The sequence below is a fragment of the Sinorhizobium meliloti genome, from assembly GCF_017876815.1.
GTDB lineage: Bacteria > Pseudomonadota > Alphaproteobacteria > Rhizobiales > Rhizobiaceae > Sinorhizobium > Sinorhizobium meliloti.
Map to the genome: position 1 here is coordinate 3,770,515 of NZ_JAGIOS010000001.1, position 14,391 is coordinate 3,784,905.

At 62.7% G+C, this 14,391-nt stretch carries 11 protein-coding genes; 8 read left to right on the forward strand and 3 right to left on the reverse strand.

Annotated features, from left to right (window positions below):
• The first annotated feature begins 2 nt into the window (after positions 1-2).
• From rnr to rpmG, 5 genes are all read left to right on the forward strand, one after another.
• Positions 3-2,372, forward strand: coding sequence for a ribonuclease R (rnr, locus tag JOH52_RS18350; RefSeq protein ID WP_014529720.1), 2,370 nt, complete (start codon positions 3-5; stop codon positions 2,370-2,372).
• A gap of 36 nt (positions 2,373-2,408) precedes the next feature.
• Positions 2,409-2,864, forward strand: a complete 456-nt coding sequence (locus JOH52_RS18355) for a DUF983 domain-containing protein (protein ID WP_010969162.1) — start codon at positions 2,409-2,411, stop codon at positions 2,862-2,864.
• A complete protein-coding gene (locus JOH52_RS18360; RefSeq protein WP_010969161.1) occupies positions 2,861-3,577 on the forward strand; it encodes an NUDIX hydrolase in 717 nt (238 codons plus the stop codon). The genes JOH52_RS18355 and JOH52_RS18360 overlap by 4 nt, the downstream gene beginning before the upstream one ends.
• Positions 3,578-3,589: 12 nt before the next feature.
• On the forward strand, positions 3,590-4,774 hold the full coding sequence (locus tag JOH52_RS18365; RefSeq protein WP_014529721.1) for an MFS transporter: 1,185 nt from the start codon (positions 3,590-3,592) through the stop codon (positions 4,772-4,774).
• A gap of 94 nt (positions 4,775-4,868) precedes the next feature.
• Positions 4,869-5,036 carry a 50S ribosomal protein L33 gene (gene rpmG / locus JOH52_RS18370; RefSeq protein WP_003537640.1) on the forward strand — a complete coding sequence of 56 codons (168 nt, stop codon included), beginning with the start codon at positions 4,869-4,871 and terminating at the stop codon, positions 5,034-5,036.
• Between the two features lie 486 nt (positions 5,037-5,522).
• On the opposite strand, the gene JOH52_RS18375 is transcribed toward rpmG, so the two are convergent.
• Both JOH52_RS18375 and JOH52_RS18380 read right to left on the reverse strand, forming a co-directional pair.
• Positions 5,523-6,890 (reverse strand): PleD family two-component system response regulator, encoded by a 1,368-nt coding sequence (locus JOH52_RS18375; protein ID WP_003537641.1) that lies wholly within the window; start codon positions 6,888-6,890, stop codon positions 5,523-5,525.
• Between the two features lie 17 nt (positions 6,891-6,907).
• Positions 6,908-7,279: a response regulator gene (locus JOH52_RS18380; protein ID WP_003537642.1), complete on the reverse strand. Its 372-nt coding sequence runs from the start codon at positions 7,277-7,279 to the stop codon at positions 6,908-6,910.
• 156 nt (positions 7,280-7,435) lie between these two features.
• Here JOH52_RS18380 and JOH52_RS18385 point away from each other — a divergent pair, with 156 nt between their 5' ends.
• From JOH52_RS18385 to JOH52_RS18395, 3 genes are all read left to right on the forward strand, one after another.
• On the forward strand, positions 7,436-7,705 hold the full coding sequence (locus JOH52_RS18385) for a DUF3572 domain-containing protein (protein WP_003537643.1): 270 nt from the start codon (positions 7,436-7,438) through the stop codon (positions 7,703-7,705).
• 206 nt (positions 7,706-7,911) lie between these two features.
• Complete coding sequence (locus tag JOH52_RS18390) at positions 7,912-9,204, forward strand: DNA polymerase IV (RefSeq protein WP_107010475.1); 1,293 nt, start codon at positions 7,912-7,914, stop codon at positions 9,202-9,204.
• Positions 9,205-9,334: 130 nt separating this feature from the next.
• Entirely contained in the window at positions 9,335-10,561 is a 1,227-nt protein-coding gene (locus tag JOH52_RS18395) for a L,D-transpeptidase family protein (protein WP_010969159.1), read from the forward strand.
• A gap of 279 nt (positions 10,562-10,840) precedes the next feature.
• On the opposite strand, the gene dnaE is transcribed toward JOH52_RS18395, so the two are convergent.
• Positions 10,841-14,350 carry a DNA polymerase III subunit alpha gene (dnaE, locus tag JOH52_RS18400; RefSeq protein WP_010969158.1) on the reverse strand — a complete coding sequence of 1,170 codons (3,510 nt, stop codon included), beginning with the start codon at positions 14,348-14,350 and terminating at the stop codon, positions 10,841-10,843.
• Positions 14,351-14,391 lie beyond the last annotated feature (41 nt).

The following is a 14,391-nucleotide window of genomic DNA, read 5'->3' on the forward strand; positions in this document are numbered from 1 at the left end:
CCTTGACCAGGATTCCGCGCGACCCGACCGAAACGCCCGCAAAGGGCGCAGGCAAGAAGAACGGCCGCGCGGCCAAGACGGCACCGGCCGGAGAAAAGGAGACGATCGTTCATGGCGTCGTTCCTTCCCGCGAGGTGCTGATGCGCTTCATCGCCGAGAACCCGCAACACGCCTCGAAGCGCGAGATCGCCAAGGCGTTCGGCCTGAAGGGCGAGGCACGGGTAGAGCTCAAGGGACTGCTGCGATCGCTCGAGGAGGACGGGCTCGTCGAGAAGAAGCGCAAGTCGCTCGTTCGCCCCGGCGGGCTCCCGCCCGTCACCGTTCTTGACATTACCATTCGCGACGTCGATGGCGACCTGATCGGCCGGCCGGCCGAGTGGCTCGACGACGACGGCGTCGCGCCCGCAGTCCTGATCAAGCAATCAAGCGTCGCCAGGGCCAAGGGCAAGACGCCGGTAGGCGGTCTCGGCGACCGGGTGCTCGCGAAGATTTTCCCGGCCAAGGAACGCGGCGGCCCTGCCTATACCGCGCGTATCATCAAGGTGCTCGACAAGCGCAAGGACGCGGTCCTCGGCGTCTTCCGCGCCACGCCCGGCGGCGGCGGCCGGCTGATGCCGATCGACAAGCGCGGCGAGGAGCTCCTCATCGATCCGGAGTTCATCGGCGACGCCAAGGAAGGCGATCTCGTCGAAGCGCATCTTTCGCGGATCGGCCGCTACGGCCTGCCGCGGGCGCAGGTGCAGAACGTCATCGGCTCGGTCGCGTCCGAAAAGGCGATCTCGATGATCGCCATCCATGCCCATGGTATCCCGCACGTCTTTCCGGAGAGGGTGCTGCAGGAGGCGGAAGCCGCGCGTCCTGCAACCATGGCGCATCGCGAGGACTGGCGCACCCTGCCGCTCATCACCATAGACCCGGCGGACGCCAAGGATCACGACGACGCCGTCTACGCGGAGCCGGATTCGTCGCCGGACAATCCGGGCGGCGTCATCGTCACCGTCGCGATCGCCGACGTCTCCTGGTACGTCAGGGCACGCTCGGCACTCGATCTCGAGGCGTTGAAACGCGGCAATTCCGTCTATTTTCCCGACCGGGTCGTACCGATGCTGCCCGAGCGCATATCCAACGACCTCTGCTCCCTGAAGGAAGGCGTCGACCGCCCGGCGCTTGCGGTCCGGATGCGCTTTTCCAAGGAAGGCCGCAAGGCCGGGCATACGTTTCACCGCATCATGATGCGAAGCGCCGCCAAGCTCTCGTACCAACAGGCGCAGACCGCGATCGACGGTGCTCCCGACGACAAGACCGGCCCCATACTGGATACGATCCTCAAGCCGCTCTGGGAAGCCTATCGTACCCTCACCCGCGGAAGGGAGCGCCGTCAGCCGCTCGAACTCGACGTGCCGGAGCGCAAGATCATCCTGAAGCCGGACGGCACGGTCGATCGGGTCTTCGTGCCGGAACGCCTCGATGCGCACAAGCTCATCGAAGAGATGATGATCCAGGCGAATGTCGCCGCTGCCGAGACGCTGGAACAGAAACGTCAGGTTCTGATCTATCGTGTCCACGACCAACCCTCGCTCGCCAAGCAGGAGAGCCTTCGCGAATTCCTGGCGACGCTCGACATCGCGCTCGCCAAAGGCGGCAACATGCGGGCGAACCATTTCAACGGCATTCTCGCCAAGGCCGACGGAAAGCCTTACGAGACGATCGTGAACCAGATGGTGCTTCGTTCGCAAAGCCAGGCGATCTACAGCCCGGAAAATATCGGTCATTTCGGCCTGAACCTGTTGCGCTACGCCCACTTCACCTCGCCGATCCGGCGCTATGCGGATCTGATCGTGCACCGCGCGCTCGTTTCCGCGCTCGGGCTCGGCGAAGGCGGCATAATGCCCGAGGAAGAAGCAGCGCTCGACGATATCGCCGCCGAAATCTCGACCTTCGAGCGGCGCGCCATGGCGGCTGAACGCGATACGATCGATCGGCTGATCGCCCACCATCTGAACGGCCGCGTCGGCGAAGAGTTCGACGGACGGGTTTCCGGCGTCACCAAGGCGGGACTTTTTGTCACCCTCCCCGCCTATGGCGCCGACGGCTTCATCCCTATATCTACGCTCGGGCGCGACTATTTCATCTATGATGAGGCGCATCAGGCCCTTTCCGGCGAGAAATCCGGACTGGGTTACCGTCTCGGGGACCCGGTGCAGGTCAAGCTTGTAGAAGCGGTGCCGTTGGCCGGTGCACTCCGTTTCGAAATGCTGAGCGAGGGACGAAAGATGCCGACGGCAATGCGCTCCTTCCACAAGGCCGGCCGCCGCGACCGGACGGGTGCGCGCAAACGCCCGGGAACGCGACCGCCCCGCGGCAGGCACTGACAGCCGGACGCGCGACGTCCGGCACGAGGATTGGACATGAAGGCAACGGCGACAGACATGCTTCAGCTCGGCGGAGCGGAGGGCGACAAAAGGCCTGTCGGCCGCTCGATCAAGCGTGGCCTTTTCGGGACCTGTCCGGCCTGCGGCCGCGGCCGGTTGTTCCGCGCCTTCCTCAAATCGGTGGACGCCTGCGACGCCTGCGGCGAACGCATGGATCACCACCGCGCCGACGACTTCCCGCCCTATATCGTCGTCACGATCGTCGGCCATGTCGTGCTCGGCGGTTATATGATGACCGATCTCGTGCTGCCGCTTACGACATGGCAGCATCTCGCGATCTGGGCGCCGGTTACGCTTGCCAGTTCGCTCGCCCTGATGCAGCCGGTCAAGGGCGCGGTCATCGGCCTGCAATGGGCGTTGAGAATGCACGGCTTCGGCGGTCACGACGATCTGCCTGAAGACGTCCTCCCGCCGCGAGATCCTTCGGCATGACCCCGGAGCCGCTTGGCGGCCGCGCTTTCGCACTCGAGGCCGAAGCGGCGAGTTCTCCTACGGTCAGGACGCGCGATGCGGCCTCCATCATGCTTCTCGACAGATCCGGCAAGGACATTCGCGTGTTGATGGGCAAACGCCACAGCGCCCACGTCTTCATGCCGGACCTTTACGTCTTTCCGGGTGGCCGCCGCGATCCCGGCGACCATCGCCTGAGATTTGACGGCGATCTTCATCCGGCGGTTCTGCGATCTCTCAGGGCAGGCGACGGGCGGGCGATCACCGAGGCTCGCGCACGGGCGCTAGCACTTGCGGCCGCGAGGGAACTTTACGAAGAAGCCGGGGTAAGCCTCGGCCGGACACGCGAGCGCCAAGGCGCGGTGCTTCCGTTTCTTCCCGATCTTTCGAACTTGCGCTATATGGCGCGGGCCATTACTCCTCCGGGACTGCCGAGGCGGTTTGACACACGGTTCTTTGCCGTTTTCGCGGACGAGGCCGAGATCGATCCCTCACTGGTGGCGGAAAGCCGGGAGCTTCAGGATTTGCAGTGGATCGATGTCAACGACTTTTCCGCGCTTCGCGTGCCGGAGATCACCGCAATCATCCTCTCGGATCTGAGAAACGATCTCATGTCGGATCCTTCGCTTCCGCCTGAAAGAACCGTTCCATTTTATTTTACGCGCCATGGGCGCTTTCACCGCACGCTTCTCTGAGGGCCCTATCGCATGTCGAAGCCGCCGCCCGGTACGTCAGGACCGGTTGACGAAATCCACTGGCCTTCATTGATCGCCGCGCTCGCGTCGATCACTGCCGTCGGCATCGCGATCGGCCTGGGGCTCCCGCTGCTCAGCGTCATCATGGAAAAGCGGGGCATCGCGCCCACCCTGAACGGGCTGAATGCGGCAATGGCCGGCCTCGCATCGATGGCCGCCGCCCCGTTCACGATGAAATTCGCCCATCGTCACGGCGTCGCTCCGACCATGCTGCTGGCGATAATGTTTGCGGCCACGAGCTCGCTCGGTTTCTACTACCTCACGAATTTCTGGCTCTGGTTTCCCCTGCGCATCGTCTTTCACGGCGCAATCACCGTCCTCTTCATCCTTTCGGAGTTCTGGATCAACGCCACCGCGCCCCCCAACAGGCGCGGCTTCGTGCTCGGGATTTACGGCACGGTACTCTCGCTCGGCTTCGCGAGCGGTCCCCTGCTCTTCTCCATCCTGGGCAGCGAAGGCTTCCTGCCCTTCGCTGTCGGCGCGGGCGTCATCCTGCTTTCCGCGATCCCGATCTTTCTCGCGCGCAATGAAAGCCCGGTGCTGGACGAAAAGCCGAAGCGCCATTTCATGCGTTATGTCTTCCTGGTGCCGACCGCGACGGCCGCCGTCTTTATCTTCGGCGCAGTGGAATATGGCGGGCTTTCCCTGTTTCCCATCTTCGGGACCCGCGCGGGTTTCAGCGAATCGCAGGCAGCGCTGCTGCTGACGGTCATGGGCGTCGGCAATTTCATCTTCCAGATCCCCCTCGGCATGCTTTCCGACCGCGTGAAGGACCGCCGTACGATCCTGTCGGCGCTGACCCTGATCGGGCTCGTAGGCGCCCTGTTCCTGCCTATGCTGGTTGAAAACTGGTTCCTGATGGCGCTTGTTCTTCTGTTCTGGGGCGGATGCGTCTCCGGTCTCTATACGGTCGGCCTCAGCCACCTCGGTTCCCGTCTTCAGGGAGCGGACCTTGCGGCCGCCAACGCCGCCTTCGTGTTCTCCTACGCCGTCGGCACGGTAGCGGGTCCGCAGGTGATCGGGGCGGCCATGGATGTGACGGGCAATGACGGCTTTGCCTGGGCAATCGCCGGCTTCTTCGGGCTTTATGTCGTACTTTCCCTGGTCCGCATCGTTTTGAAACCAAAACGGCCTTGACTTTTCGGTCGTGATTTGTAGTTTCGCGGCAACTTGACCGTGGCCCGCAATCGGTTGTCCACGGCTTTCAATTTTTCATAAAGGCAGGACGACCATGGCGAAAGCTACCACCATCAAGATCAAGCTGCTGTCGACGGCCGACACCGGTTACTTCTACGTCACCACCAAGAACAGCCGCACGATGACGGACAAGATGACGAAGACGAAATACGATCCGGTCGCGAAGAAGCACGTCGAATTCAAGGAAGCCAAGATCAAGTAAGATCGCCGCTTTCTTCGATCGAGGAGCGCCGCCCGCAGGGCCGGCGCTTTTTCTTTACGCTTTTCCGTTCTTTGCGCTTTTCCGCTGCTTGAACCTGAAAAGGATGGACGAGACGAAAACGCCGCCTCTTTCGAAGCGGCGTTTCGAATGGGGGTCGACTGGTCCGGTTGCAGCACGAGGAATCCGCAAGTCCGAGGCCAGCCGACCGACCCCACGACCCAGGAGATGCGGCGGACCTGAGCATCATGGGGTAACCGAATGCTGTGGAAGTTTCCTTCCTCGCTTATCAGCATTGCCTGAAACTAAAAAAAAATCAATGCATTCTTAATCGCCGAAGAGGGGTTGCTCGGCGTTTGGTTAATTCTGTTTCAGAATCGGACAGTGTCGCCTGCAGATGTGCTTACCCCGGCACGGGCCACGCGAAGAAAAACGGAACCTGAAGGAACCCGCGCGCGAGGCCCTGAAAAGCTCAGCATGTGCGGCGGATCAGGCAGCGGCAGCGACGACGCGGTTCCGTCCGCCGTTCTTCGCCTGATAGAGCGCCATGTCGGCCCGCTTCAGCAAAGCCTCGGCCGTATCGCCATGCGGCCTCAGGGTTGCAATGCCGAGCGACGCCGTTACGTTCAGGACCGTCGCGGCCTGCGGAATGTCGAAGCCACGGCTCTCGACCGCCAGTCGAAGCCTCTCCGCAACGATTGCAGCCATTTCGGGCGTCGTATCCGGCATGACGACCACGAACTCCTCCCCGCCGAAACGGCAGGCAAGATCCGCGCCGCGCACCGTGGCGCGAACACGGTTGGCAAATTCGCGCAGTACATCGTCACCGGCATCATGGCCGTGAGTGTCGTTCACACGCTTGAAGCGATCGATATCCGTGATGCAGATCGACAGCGGACGCCCCCTTGTGGTCGCGCGATCGATCAGCAGCTTCAGGTGGTTTTCCAGATAACGCCTGTTGTGGAGGCCGGTGAGATCATCGGTCACGGCCAATTCGATCGTCTGCTGGACACTTGCGCGCAGGCGATCGTTGCAATGCTTGCGCCGGATCTGCGTGAGGGAGCGGGCGACAAGTTCGTTCGGATCGACGGGTCGCATGATGTAGTCCGTCACGCCCAGTTCGAGTGCGCGGACGATTCTCTCATCGTTTCCTTGCTCGGTTACCAGCAGGATCGGAATGAAGCGGGTCCGCTCGAGCGAGCGCAATTGCGAACACAGACGCAAGGGATCGTAATCGTCGAAATTCGCGTTGACGATGATCAGGTCGAAACTGCTTTCGGCGGCCTCGAACAGAGCGGCCTGCGGGTCCGATATGACGGCGACATCGGCGATCGGCTTCAGGGCACGGGTGAGCCGTTCCTGTGAAGAAGCGCGGCCATCGACCAGTAGCACGCTGCCGGGCTCGTCCGGCCGATCGACACGGGCCAGTTCCTGCAGCCCGATCGTTTGCGCCGTCTGGGCTCTGAGACGCAGCTCGTCGCTGACGTTCTTCAGGCGTACGAGGCTTTTCACGCGCGACATGAGCTGCAGATCGTTCACGGGCTTGGTCAGGAAGTCGTCGGCGCCGGCCTTCAGCCCGCGCACACGATCGGACGGCTGATCGAGCGCCGTTATCATCACGACCGGAATATGCGCGGTCCGGCTGTTCGCCTTCAGTCTTTCGCAGACCTCGAAACCGTCCATCCCCGGCATCATGATATCGAGCAGGACGAGATCCACCGGCGTCTTTTCGCATGTCGCCAATGCGGCGTGCCCGTCCCCGGCCGTAAGCACGTCGAAATATTCGGCCACGAGCCGCGCTTCCAGGAGCTTCACATTGGCTGGTACGTCATCAACGACGAGGATGCGCGCAGTCATATCGATCTTTCCGGCAGTCAGGCATCGCCCAGATATGTTTTGATCGTCTCAATGAATTTTGGAACGGAAATCGGCTTGGAGACATAGGCCTCGCATCCCCCTTGGCGGATGCGTTCCTCGTCGCCCTTCATGGCAAAAGCGGTTACGGCAATGACCGGAATCACGTGAAGCTCATCATCTTCCTTGAGCCATTTCGTGACCTCGAGGCCGGAGACCTCCGGCAACTGGATGTCCATCAGAATCAGGTCGGGACGATGCTTGCGCGCGAGTTCCAGGGCTTCCATGCCGTTGCGCGTCTGGATCGTCGCGTAGCCCGAAGCCTCAATCAGGTCGCGGAAGAGCTTCATATTCAGCTCGTTATCCTCAACAATCATTACCTGTTTGGGCATGTCGATCCCTTGCTGTCTGCCGCCGCCTTGCAAGTCTCCGGGAGAGATTTAAGTTGCAACAACGGCGACTCGACCCATTTCGTCGATCGCCAGGCTAGCGCGATTTGGTTGAAAAATAGGTAATTGCGGCCGCCAAACGAGAAGAGAGCGCATATCATGAAGAACGCTGACGATACGGCGATCGCCATCCTCACCTGGCTCGCGAACGAGCCTGAGCTGATGTCGCGCTTTCTGGCGCTTACCGGCACCGATCCCGCCTCCCTGCGCAGCGCCATCGGCGAGCCGGGCTTCATGGGCGGACTCGTTGCGTTCCTGATGGAGCACGAACCGACGCTGATGGCCTTCTGCAACGAAACGCAAACCTCGCCGGAAGAGGTCGTCCGGGCGCACCATGTCCTCTCCGGCCCACGTGACTTCGAGGACTGAATGGTGCCGATACGCGATGTGCGCGGCGCGGTACACCGCCCGACGCCGAATGCGCCCTGACGACCAAACAGTGCCCCGAAGTCCGGCCGGCGATCGGCCCGCACCATCTCAAATTTAACAGCGATATCCAAAACAGCCTCCAGCCGCCGCCTTGAGACTCAGCAGCGTAGAGCGTAAAGTCGCCGCGTTCAACATTTGTTCCGGATATGATCGACAGCGCCGCCCCACCCTCCGGCTTCTGCCGTGATTGCCTCAAGGAGCAAGCCGCCCAATCACGGCGGTGCCTCGCCTGCGGCAGTCCGCGGCTCCTCCGGCACTCCGAACTCTACCGGTTGACCCTCGCGCATATCGACTGCGATGCCTTCTATGCCTCGGTCGAGAAGCGCGACAATCCGGAGCTCGCCGACAAGCCCGTGATCATCGGCGGCGGTAAGCGTGGCGTCGTCTCCACGGCCTGTTACATTGCCCGCATCCATGGCGTGCGCTCCGCCATGCCTATGTTCAAAGCCCTCGAAGCCTGCCCGCAGGCCGTGGTGATCAAGCCCGACATGGAGAAATATGTGCGCGTCGGGCGCGAGGTCAGAGCGATGATGCAGGAGCTGACGCCTCTCGTGCAGCCGCTGTCGATAGATGAGGCCTTTCTCGATCTGAGCGGCACCGAGCGGCTTCACCACGATCCGCCCGCCCGAACGCTTGCCCGCTTCGCCAAGCGTGTAGAGCAGGAAATCGGCATCACCGTTTCCGTCGGGCTTTCCTACTGCAAATTCCTGGCCAAGGTCGCCTCGGACCTTCAGAAGCCCCGCGGCTTTTCGGTCATCGGCCAGGCCGAAGCCGCCGACTTCCTGAAAGCCAAGCCCGTTACCCTCATCTGGGGCGTCGGCAAGGCCTTCGCCGCCACGCTCGAAAGGGACGGAATCCGCGCGATCGGGCAGCTCCAGACGATGGAAGAGGCGGACCTCATGCGCCGCTACGGCACGATGGGCCGGCGGCTCTACCGGCTTTCGCGCGGCCTGGACGAAAGGTCCGTGGAGATCGACGGAGAAGCGAAGAGCGTCTCCTCCGAGACGACCTTCAACGACGACCTGGCGCGCCAGGAGGACCTCGTAGCGCATCTGAGGGGCCTCAGCGAACAAGTGGCATTCCGCTTGCGAAAATCCGCGCTGGCAGGGCAGACGGTGGTGCTGAAGCTCAAGACCGCGGACTTCAAGACCCGAACGCGCAACCGCCGGTTGGAAAGCCCGACCCGCCTGGCCGACCGCATCTTCCGCACCGGCCTGCAGCTGCTCGAGAAGGAGGTAGACGGGACGAAATACCGGCTGATCGGCATCGGCGTCAGTGATCTGGTCGATCCCGATCTCGCCGATCCGCCGGATCTTGTCGATCCGCAGGCCTCCCGGCGTGCCGCCGCCGAGGACGCGATCAACAGGCTGCGCGACAAGTTCGGAAAGACAAGCGTCGAGACCGGCTACACATTCGGCAAGGGGCGGCGCGGACAATAGCCGTTACGGTTGCCCGACCGGACGGCTCCCGCATCGTATGGGGCAATTCCTTAAAGATTGAACGGTAGCCTGCTTCCACGGCTCCGTCGTCCGTCTTGCGGTGCCGCCACTGTCTGAACGAGGGTAGGTGTTGCGTTTCGCTCTCCGGATGGGATTCGCGGTTTTCGTCATGGCGTCGCCGTCCGCGCTTGCGGCCGGCGCCAAGACGCCGTTGCAGGTCGTCGTATCGAGGGATCAGCAGTCCCTCGTCGTCTATGACGGCGACACGGTGGTCGCCACGTCGAAAGTGTCCACAGGAAAGGCCGGGCACGCAACGCCGACGGGCATTTTCTCGATCCTGGAGAAGCGCCGACGTCACGAGTCGAACATCTATTCGAATGCGCCGATGCCGTTCATGCAGCGGCTTACCTGGTCCGGCATTGCGCTGCACGGCTCAAACCATGTACCGGATTATCCGGCTTCGCACGGTTGCGTGCGGCTGCCGGGCAAATTCGCGGCGAGCCTGTTCAAGATGACGGGCTACGGCATGCATGTGGTCATATCGGATCGGCAGATCGCCCCGGTCGAGGTCGCGAGCGAAATGCTGTTCCAGCCAAGCGAGTCGCGACCGAAGGGACCTGCCCTGTCGGACGTCCCCCTGCGGCCGGCGATCGGGGAGTTCAACCAGAGCGCAGTTGAAGTCGCCATGACCGACAAACGCCCCTCGCCCGTCGCATCCGACGAGGAGAAGGTCCCGATACGCATTCTGATTACCCGGCGCGGTACGCAAGAGAGCGTGCGCGACCTCCAGACGCTCCTTAATACGCTCGGCTACGATGCGGGCCTGCCGGATGGCTTCAGCGGTCCGGCGACGGCCGCCGCTATCGAAGCGTTCCAGAGGGCCGAAGGGCTGCCCGTCGAAGGCAAGATAACGCCGGAGTTGATCGAAGCCGTCTTCCGCAAGGCGGGCCACAGCGCACCGCTGAATGGCGTATTGCGGGTGCGCCGGCAATTCCAGCCGGTTTTCGAGGCCGAGGTCGCCATCGCAGAACCGGAAATGGCCCTCGGAACACATTTACTGCAGTTCCAGGATCTCGACACGAACACCGGACAGGGCAAGTGGTTCGGCATGTCGCTCGAGAACAGGCTGCCGAAAACGACCAAGAAGCGACTTGGCATCACAGCGGAAGGCGAGCCAGACCGGCCCGGCGCACTGGAGCGAACGTTGAGCCGCATCACCGTACCCAAAGACGCTCGCGAACGCCTCGCCGGCCTCCTTGCAAACGGCTCGTCACTCTCGATCACCGATACCGAATCGGGGCTGGAGACCGGCGAGGGAACGGATTTCATCACCGTGACGAGGGAGCGGCGCGGGTGAGGAATGGGGTGATTTCCGCACCCTGGTTTGCCCCTCATCCCCCTGCCGGGACCTTCTCCCCGCAAGCGGGGCGAAGGGACAAGCGGCAAGCGCCCGCTTTCGACGGAGTGATTTAAGGGCTGTTGAGATTCGGGATACCCGCCGCGGCTTATTTGATCTCCTCATTCCTGTGCTCGTCACAGGAATCCAGCCAGCCCAAGTCCTTGGGCTGGAAGAACTCTTCCCCGCGCCGCAGACGCGACGCTGCTGCATCTCTGTGACAAGCACAGAGAACAGACCTTAAACCAGCTCGACGTCCACCACTCCGGGAGCGGAGCGAAGGGCGGCGGCGATCTCGGGTGAGATCCGGTATTTCTCGTTGAGCTCGACTTCGATCTCCCGCTGTCCGTTGTCCTTGATGACGATAAAGGAAACCAGGCCGTCCCCCTTGGCGTTCAGATGCGAGGCGATGGAGCGCAGCGGTCCGCAGTCGCGCACATAGACGCGCAAGGCCTTCTGCATCTGCAGCGATTCCTCCTCGAGCGAACGCAGGGTTCGGATACGAAGGCCGATCCCTTCCGGCCGCTCTTCGGCGTCGACCGTCATCACCAGCGATTTGCCGGGCTCCAGAAGATCGCGATACTGGTTCAGCATTTCGGAGAAGAGCACGGCCTCGAACTGGCCCGAAGCGTCCGAGAAGGCGACGATCCCCATCTTGTTGCCGGTGCGCGTCTTGCGTTCCTGCTTCGACGTCACCGTACCGGCGAGGCGGCCCGCCGCCGCTCCCTTTTTCACGGCTGCCGAGAAATCCGCAAATGTCTGCACGCGCATCTTCGCGAGCAGATTATTGTAGGTGTCGAGCGGATGGGCGGAGAGATAGAAGCCCAAGACCTGGAACTCGCGATGCAGCTTCTCCGAGGCGAGCCACGGCGTATAGGGCGGGAGCGCTATCTTCTCGGGCCCCGTCGCGGCCCCCGCGCCGAACATGTCGCTCTGGCCGCTCACCTTGTTTTCCTGGGCGCGCTGCGCGAAACCGAGGATGCGATCGAGCCCGCCGATGAGCTCCGCCCGGTCGTAGCCGAAGCAGTCGAAAGCACCGGCGGCGATCAGACTTTCGAAAACCCGTCGGTTCAAGAGCTTCGGATCGATCCTCAGGCAGAAGTCTTCGAGACTTGCGAAGGGTCGATCGCCACGCACGGCGACGATGTGGTCGACGGCAGACTCGCCGACGCCCTTTAGGGCGGCGAGCGAGTAATAGATGCGGTTGTCGCCGGTTTCGAAGTGGCGGTGGGAGGTCTGCACGGACGGCGCGACCACCTGAATGCCGAGGCGCATCGCGTCCTGACGGAAATCGTTGATCTTGTCCGTGTTCGACATGTCGAGCGTCATCGACGCTGCGAGGAACTCGACCGGATAATGCGCCTTCATGTAGGCGGTCTGGTAGGAGACGATGGCGTAGGCGGCGGCATGCGACTTGTTGAAGCCGTAATTGGCGAACTTGGCAAGAAGGTCGAAGATCAGGTCGGCCTGCGGCTTCGAGACGCCATTCTTGACGGCGCCATCGACGAAGCGGGCGCGTTGCTTGTCCATCTCCGCCTTGATCTTCTTGCCCATGGCGCGGCGCAGGAGGTCAGCCTCGCCGAGCGAATAGCCCGAGAGCACCTGAGCGATCTGCATCACCTGCTCCTGGTAGACGATGACGCCCTGCGTCTCCTTGAGCAGGTAATCGATCTTCGGATGGATCGATTCGATCTCCTCCTCGCCGTGCTTGCGGGCGTTGTAGACCGGGATGTTCTCCATCGGACCCGGGCGATAGAGCGCCACGAGCGCGATGATGTCCTCGATGCAGTCCGGGCGCATGCCGATCAGCGCCTTGCGCATGCCGGCGCTTTCCACCTGGAACACGCCGACCGTCTCGCCACGCGAAAGGGTCTCGTAGGTCTTCGGATCGTCGAGCGGAATGCTTGCGAGGTCGATATGGATGCCGCGCTTGCCGACGAAGTCGATGGCGGTCTTCAGAACGGTCAGCGTCTTCAGGCCAAGGAAGTCGAACTTCACGAGACCCGCCTGCTCGACCCATTTCATGTTGAACTGGGTCACCGGCATGTCGGAGCGCGGATCGCGGTACATCGGCACGAGCTGCGAGAGCGGCCTGTCGCCGATGACGATGCCGGCCGCGTGCGTCGAGGCGTGGCGGTAAAGCCCCTCGATCTTCTGGGCAATGTCGAGGAGACGGGCAACGACCGGCTCCTTCTCCGCCTCTTCCCGCAGGCGCGGTTCCTCCTCGATCGCCTTGGAAAGCGGCGTCGGGTTGGCGGGATTGTTCGGCACCAGCTTGCAGATCTTGTCGACCTGGCCATAGGGCATTTCCAGCACGCGGCCGACGTCGCGCAGTGCTGCACGCGCCTGCAGCGATCCGAAGGTGATGATCTGCGCCACCTGCTCGCGGCCGTATTTCTGCTGCACGTAGCGGATGACCTCCTCGCGCCGGTCCTGGCAGAAATCGATGTCGAAGTCGGGCATCGACACGCGTTCGGGGTTGAGGAAGCGCTCGAAAAGCAGCGAGAAGCGCATCGGATCGACATCGGTGATCGTCAGGGCATAGGCGACCAGCGAGCCGGCACCCGAGCCGCGGCCCGGCCCGACCGGAATGTCATGCTGCTTGGCCCATTTGATGAAGTCCGCAACGATGAGGAAGTAGCCCGGAAACTTCATCCGCTGGATAACGCCGAGTTCGAAGGCCAGCCGCTCCCGATAGTCCTCTTCCTTGTAGCCGGGCGCCATGCCGAGCTTGGCAAGGCGTTCCTCCAGCCCCTCCTCCGCCTGCCGGCGCAGTTCCGCTACCTCCGCGCGTTCAGCCTCCTCCGGATCATCCGAAGCGCCGGTAAAGCGCGGCAGGATCGGTCCGCGGGTCTTCAACATGAAGGAGCACCGCCGCGCCACCTCGATCGTATTCTCCAATGCCTCGGGCAGATCCGCAAAGAGCGCCGCCATCTCCTTGCGGCTCTTCAGGTAATGATCCGGGGTCAGACGGAAACGGCTGTCGTCGGACACCATCGCATTGTGAGCGACGGCCATCAGCGCATCGTGGGCATCATAGTCGGACGGCGACGGGAAAAACGCCTCGTTGGTGGCGACGAGCGGAATGTCGAGCCGATAGGCGAGATCGATCATGCGGTTCTCGTGACGCCGGTCGTAATTCCCGTGCCGCTGCAGTTCGACATAGAGGCGATCGCCGAAAAGCTCGATCAAGGCTTTTAGGCGCGCCTCGGCCAGAGCCGGCGAACCCGACTTCAGCGCCATATCGACCGGGCCGGCTCCCGCACCGGTGAGCGCGATCAGGCCGGTCGTGCCGCCAGCCGCAAGCCAGGAGCGGCTTATTCGCGTTTGCTGGTGACCCTCACCTTCGAGATAGGCGCGGCTCACGAGCTCGACGAGGCGGGCGTAACCGTCCTCGGTCGCCGCGATCAGCACGATCGCGGGAAGTTTGACGAACTGATGGGCGTGTCCGCGCCGCTCGCCTTCCGCCTCGTCTTCCATATCGATCGAGAGCTGGCAGCCGATGATCGGCTGCAATCCGTCGTCGGCGGCCTTCTGCGAGAATTCGAGTGCCGCGAAGAGATTATTGGTGTCGGCGATGCCGATCGCCGGCTGATCGTCGGCGACCGCCTTGCCGATGATCTTCTTCAGCGGCAAGGCGCCTTCCAGCAACGAATAGGCGGAATGCACCCGCAGGTGAACGAACTGCGGATCGGCCGCAGCCCCTGTGCCGTGCCCGATACCCTGCCCGATACCCTGGTTGCCTGTCATCGCCGCACTCCGATTCTTGTCCGGCGTCGAGGATATCCTGT

Bases quoted from the DNA above. Each gene is read 5' to 3' on its own strand.
- JOH52_RS18390 (WP_107010475.1), top strand. From the start codon at position 7,912: ATGATCGACAGCGCCGCCCCACCCTCCGGCTTCTGCCGTGATTGCCTC.
- JOH52_RS18385 (WP_003537643.1), top strand. From the start codon at position 7,436: ATGAAGAACGCTGACGATACGGCGATCGCCATCCTCACCTGGCTCGCG.
- rpmG (WP_003537640.1), top strand. From the start codon at position 4,869: ATGGCGAAAGCTACCACCATCAAGATCAAGCTGCTGTCGACGGCCGAC.
- JOH52_RS18365 (WP_014529721.1), top strand. From the start codon at position 3,590: ATGTCGAAGCCGCCGCCCGGTACGTCAGGACCGGTTGACGAAATCCAC.
- JOH52_RS18360 (WP_010969161.1), top strand. From the start codon at position 2,861: ATGACCCCGGAGCCGCTTGGCGGCCGCGCTTTCGCACTCGAGGCCGAA.
- JOH52_RS18355 (WP_010969162.1), top strand. From the start codon at position 2,409: ATGAAGGCAACGGCGACAGACATGCTTCAGCTCGGCGGAGCGGAGGGC.
- JOH52_RS18380 (WP_003537642.1), bottom strand. From the start codon at position 7,279: ATGCCCAAACAGGTAATGATTGTTGAGGATAACGAGCTGAATATGAAG.
- dnaE (WP_010969158.1), bottom strand. From the start codon at position 14,350: ATGACAGGCAACCAGGGTATCGGGCAGGGTATCGGGCACGGCACAGGG.
- JOH52_RS18375 (WP_003537641.1), bottom strand. From the start codon at position 6,890: ATGACTGCGCGCATCCTCGTCGTTGATGACGTACCAGCCAATGTGAAG.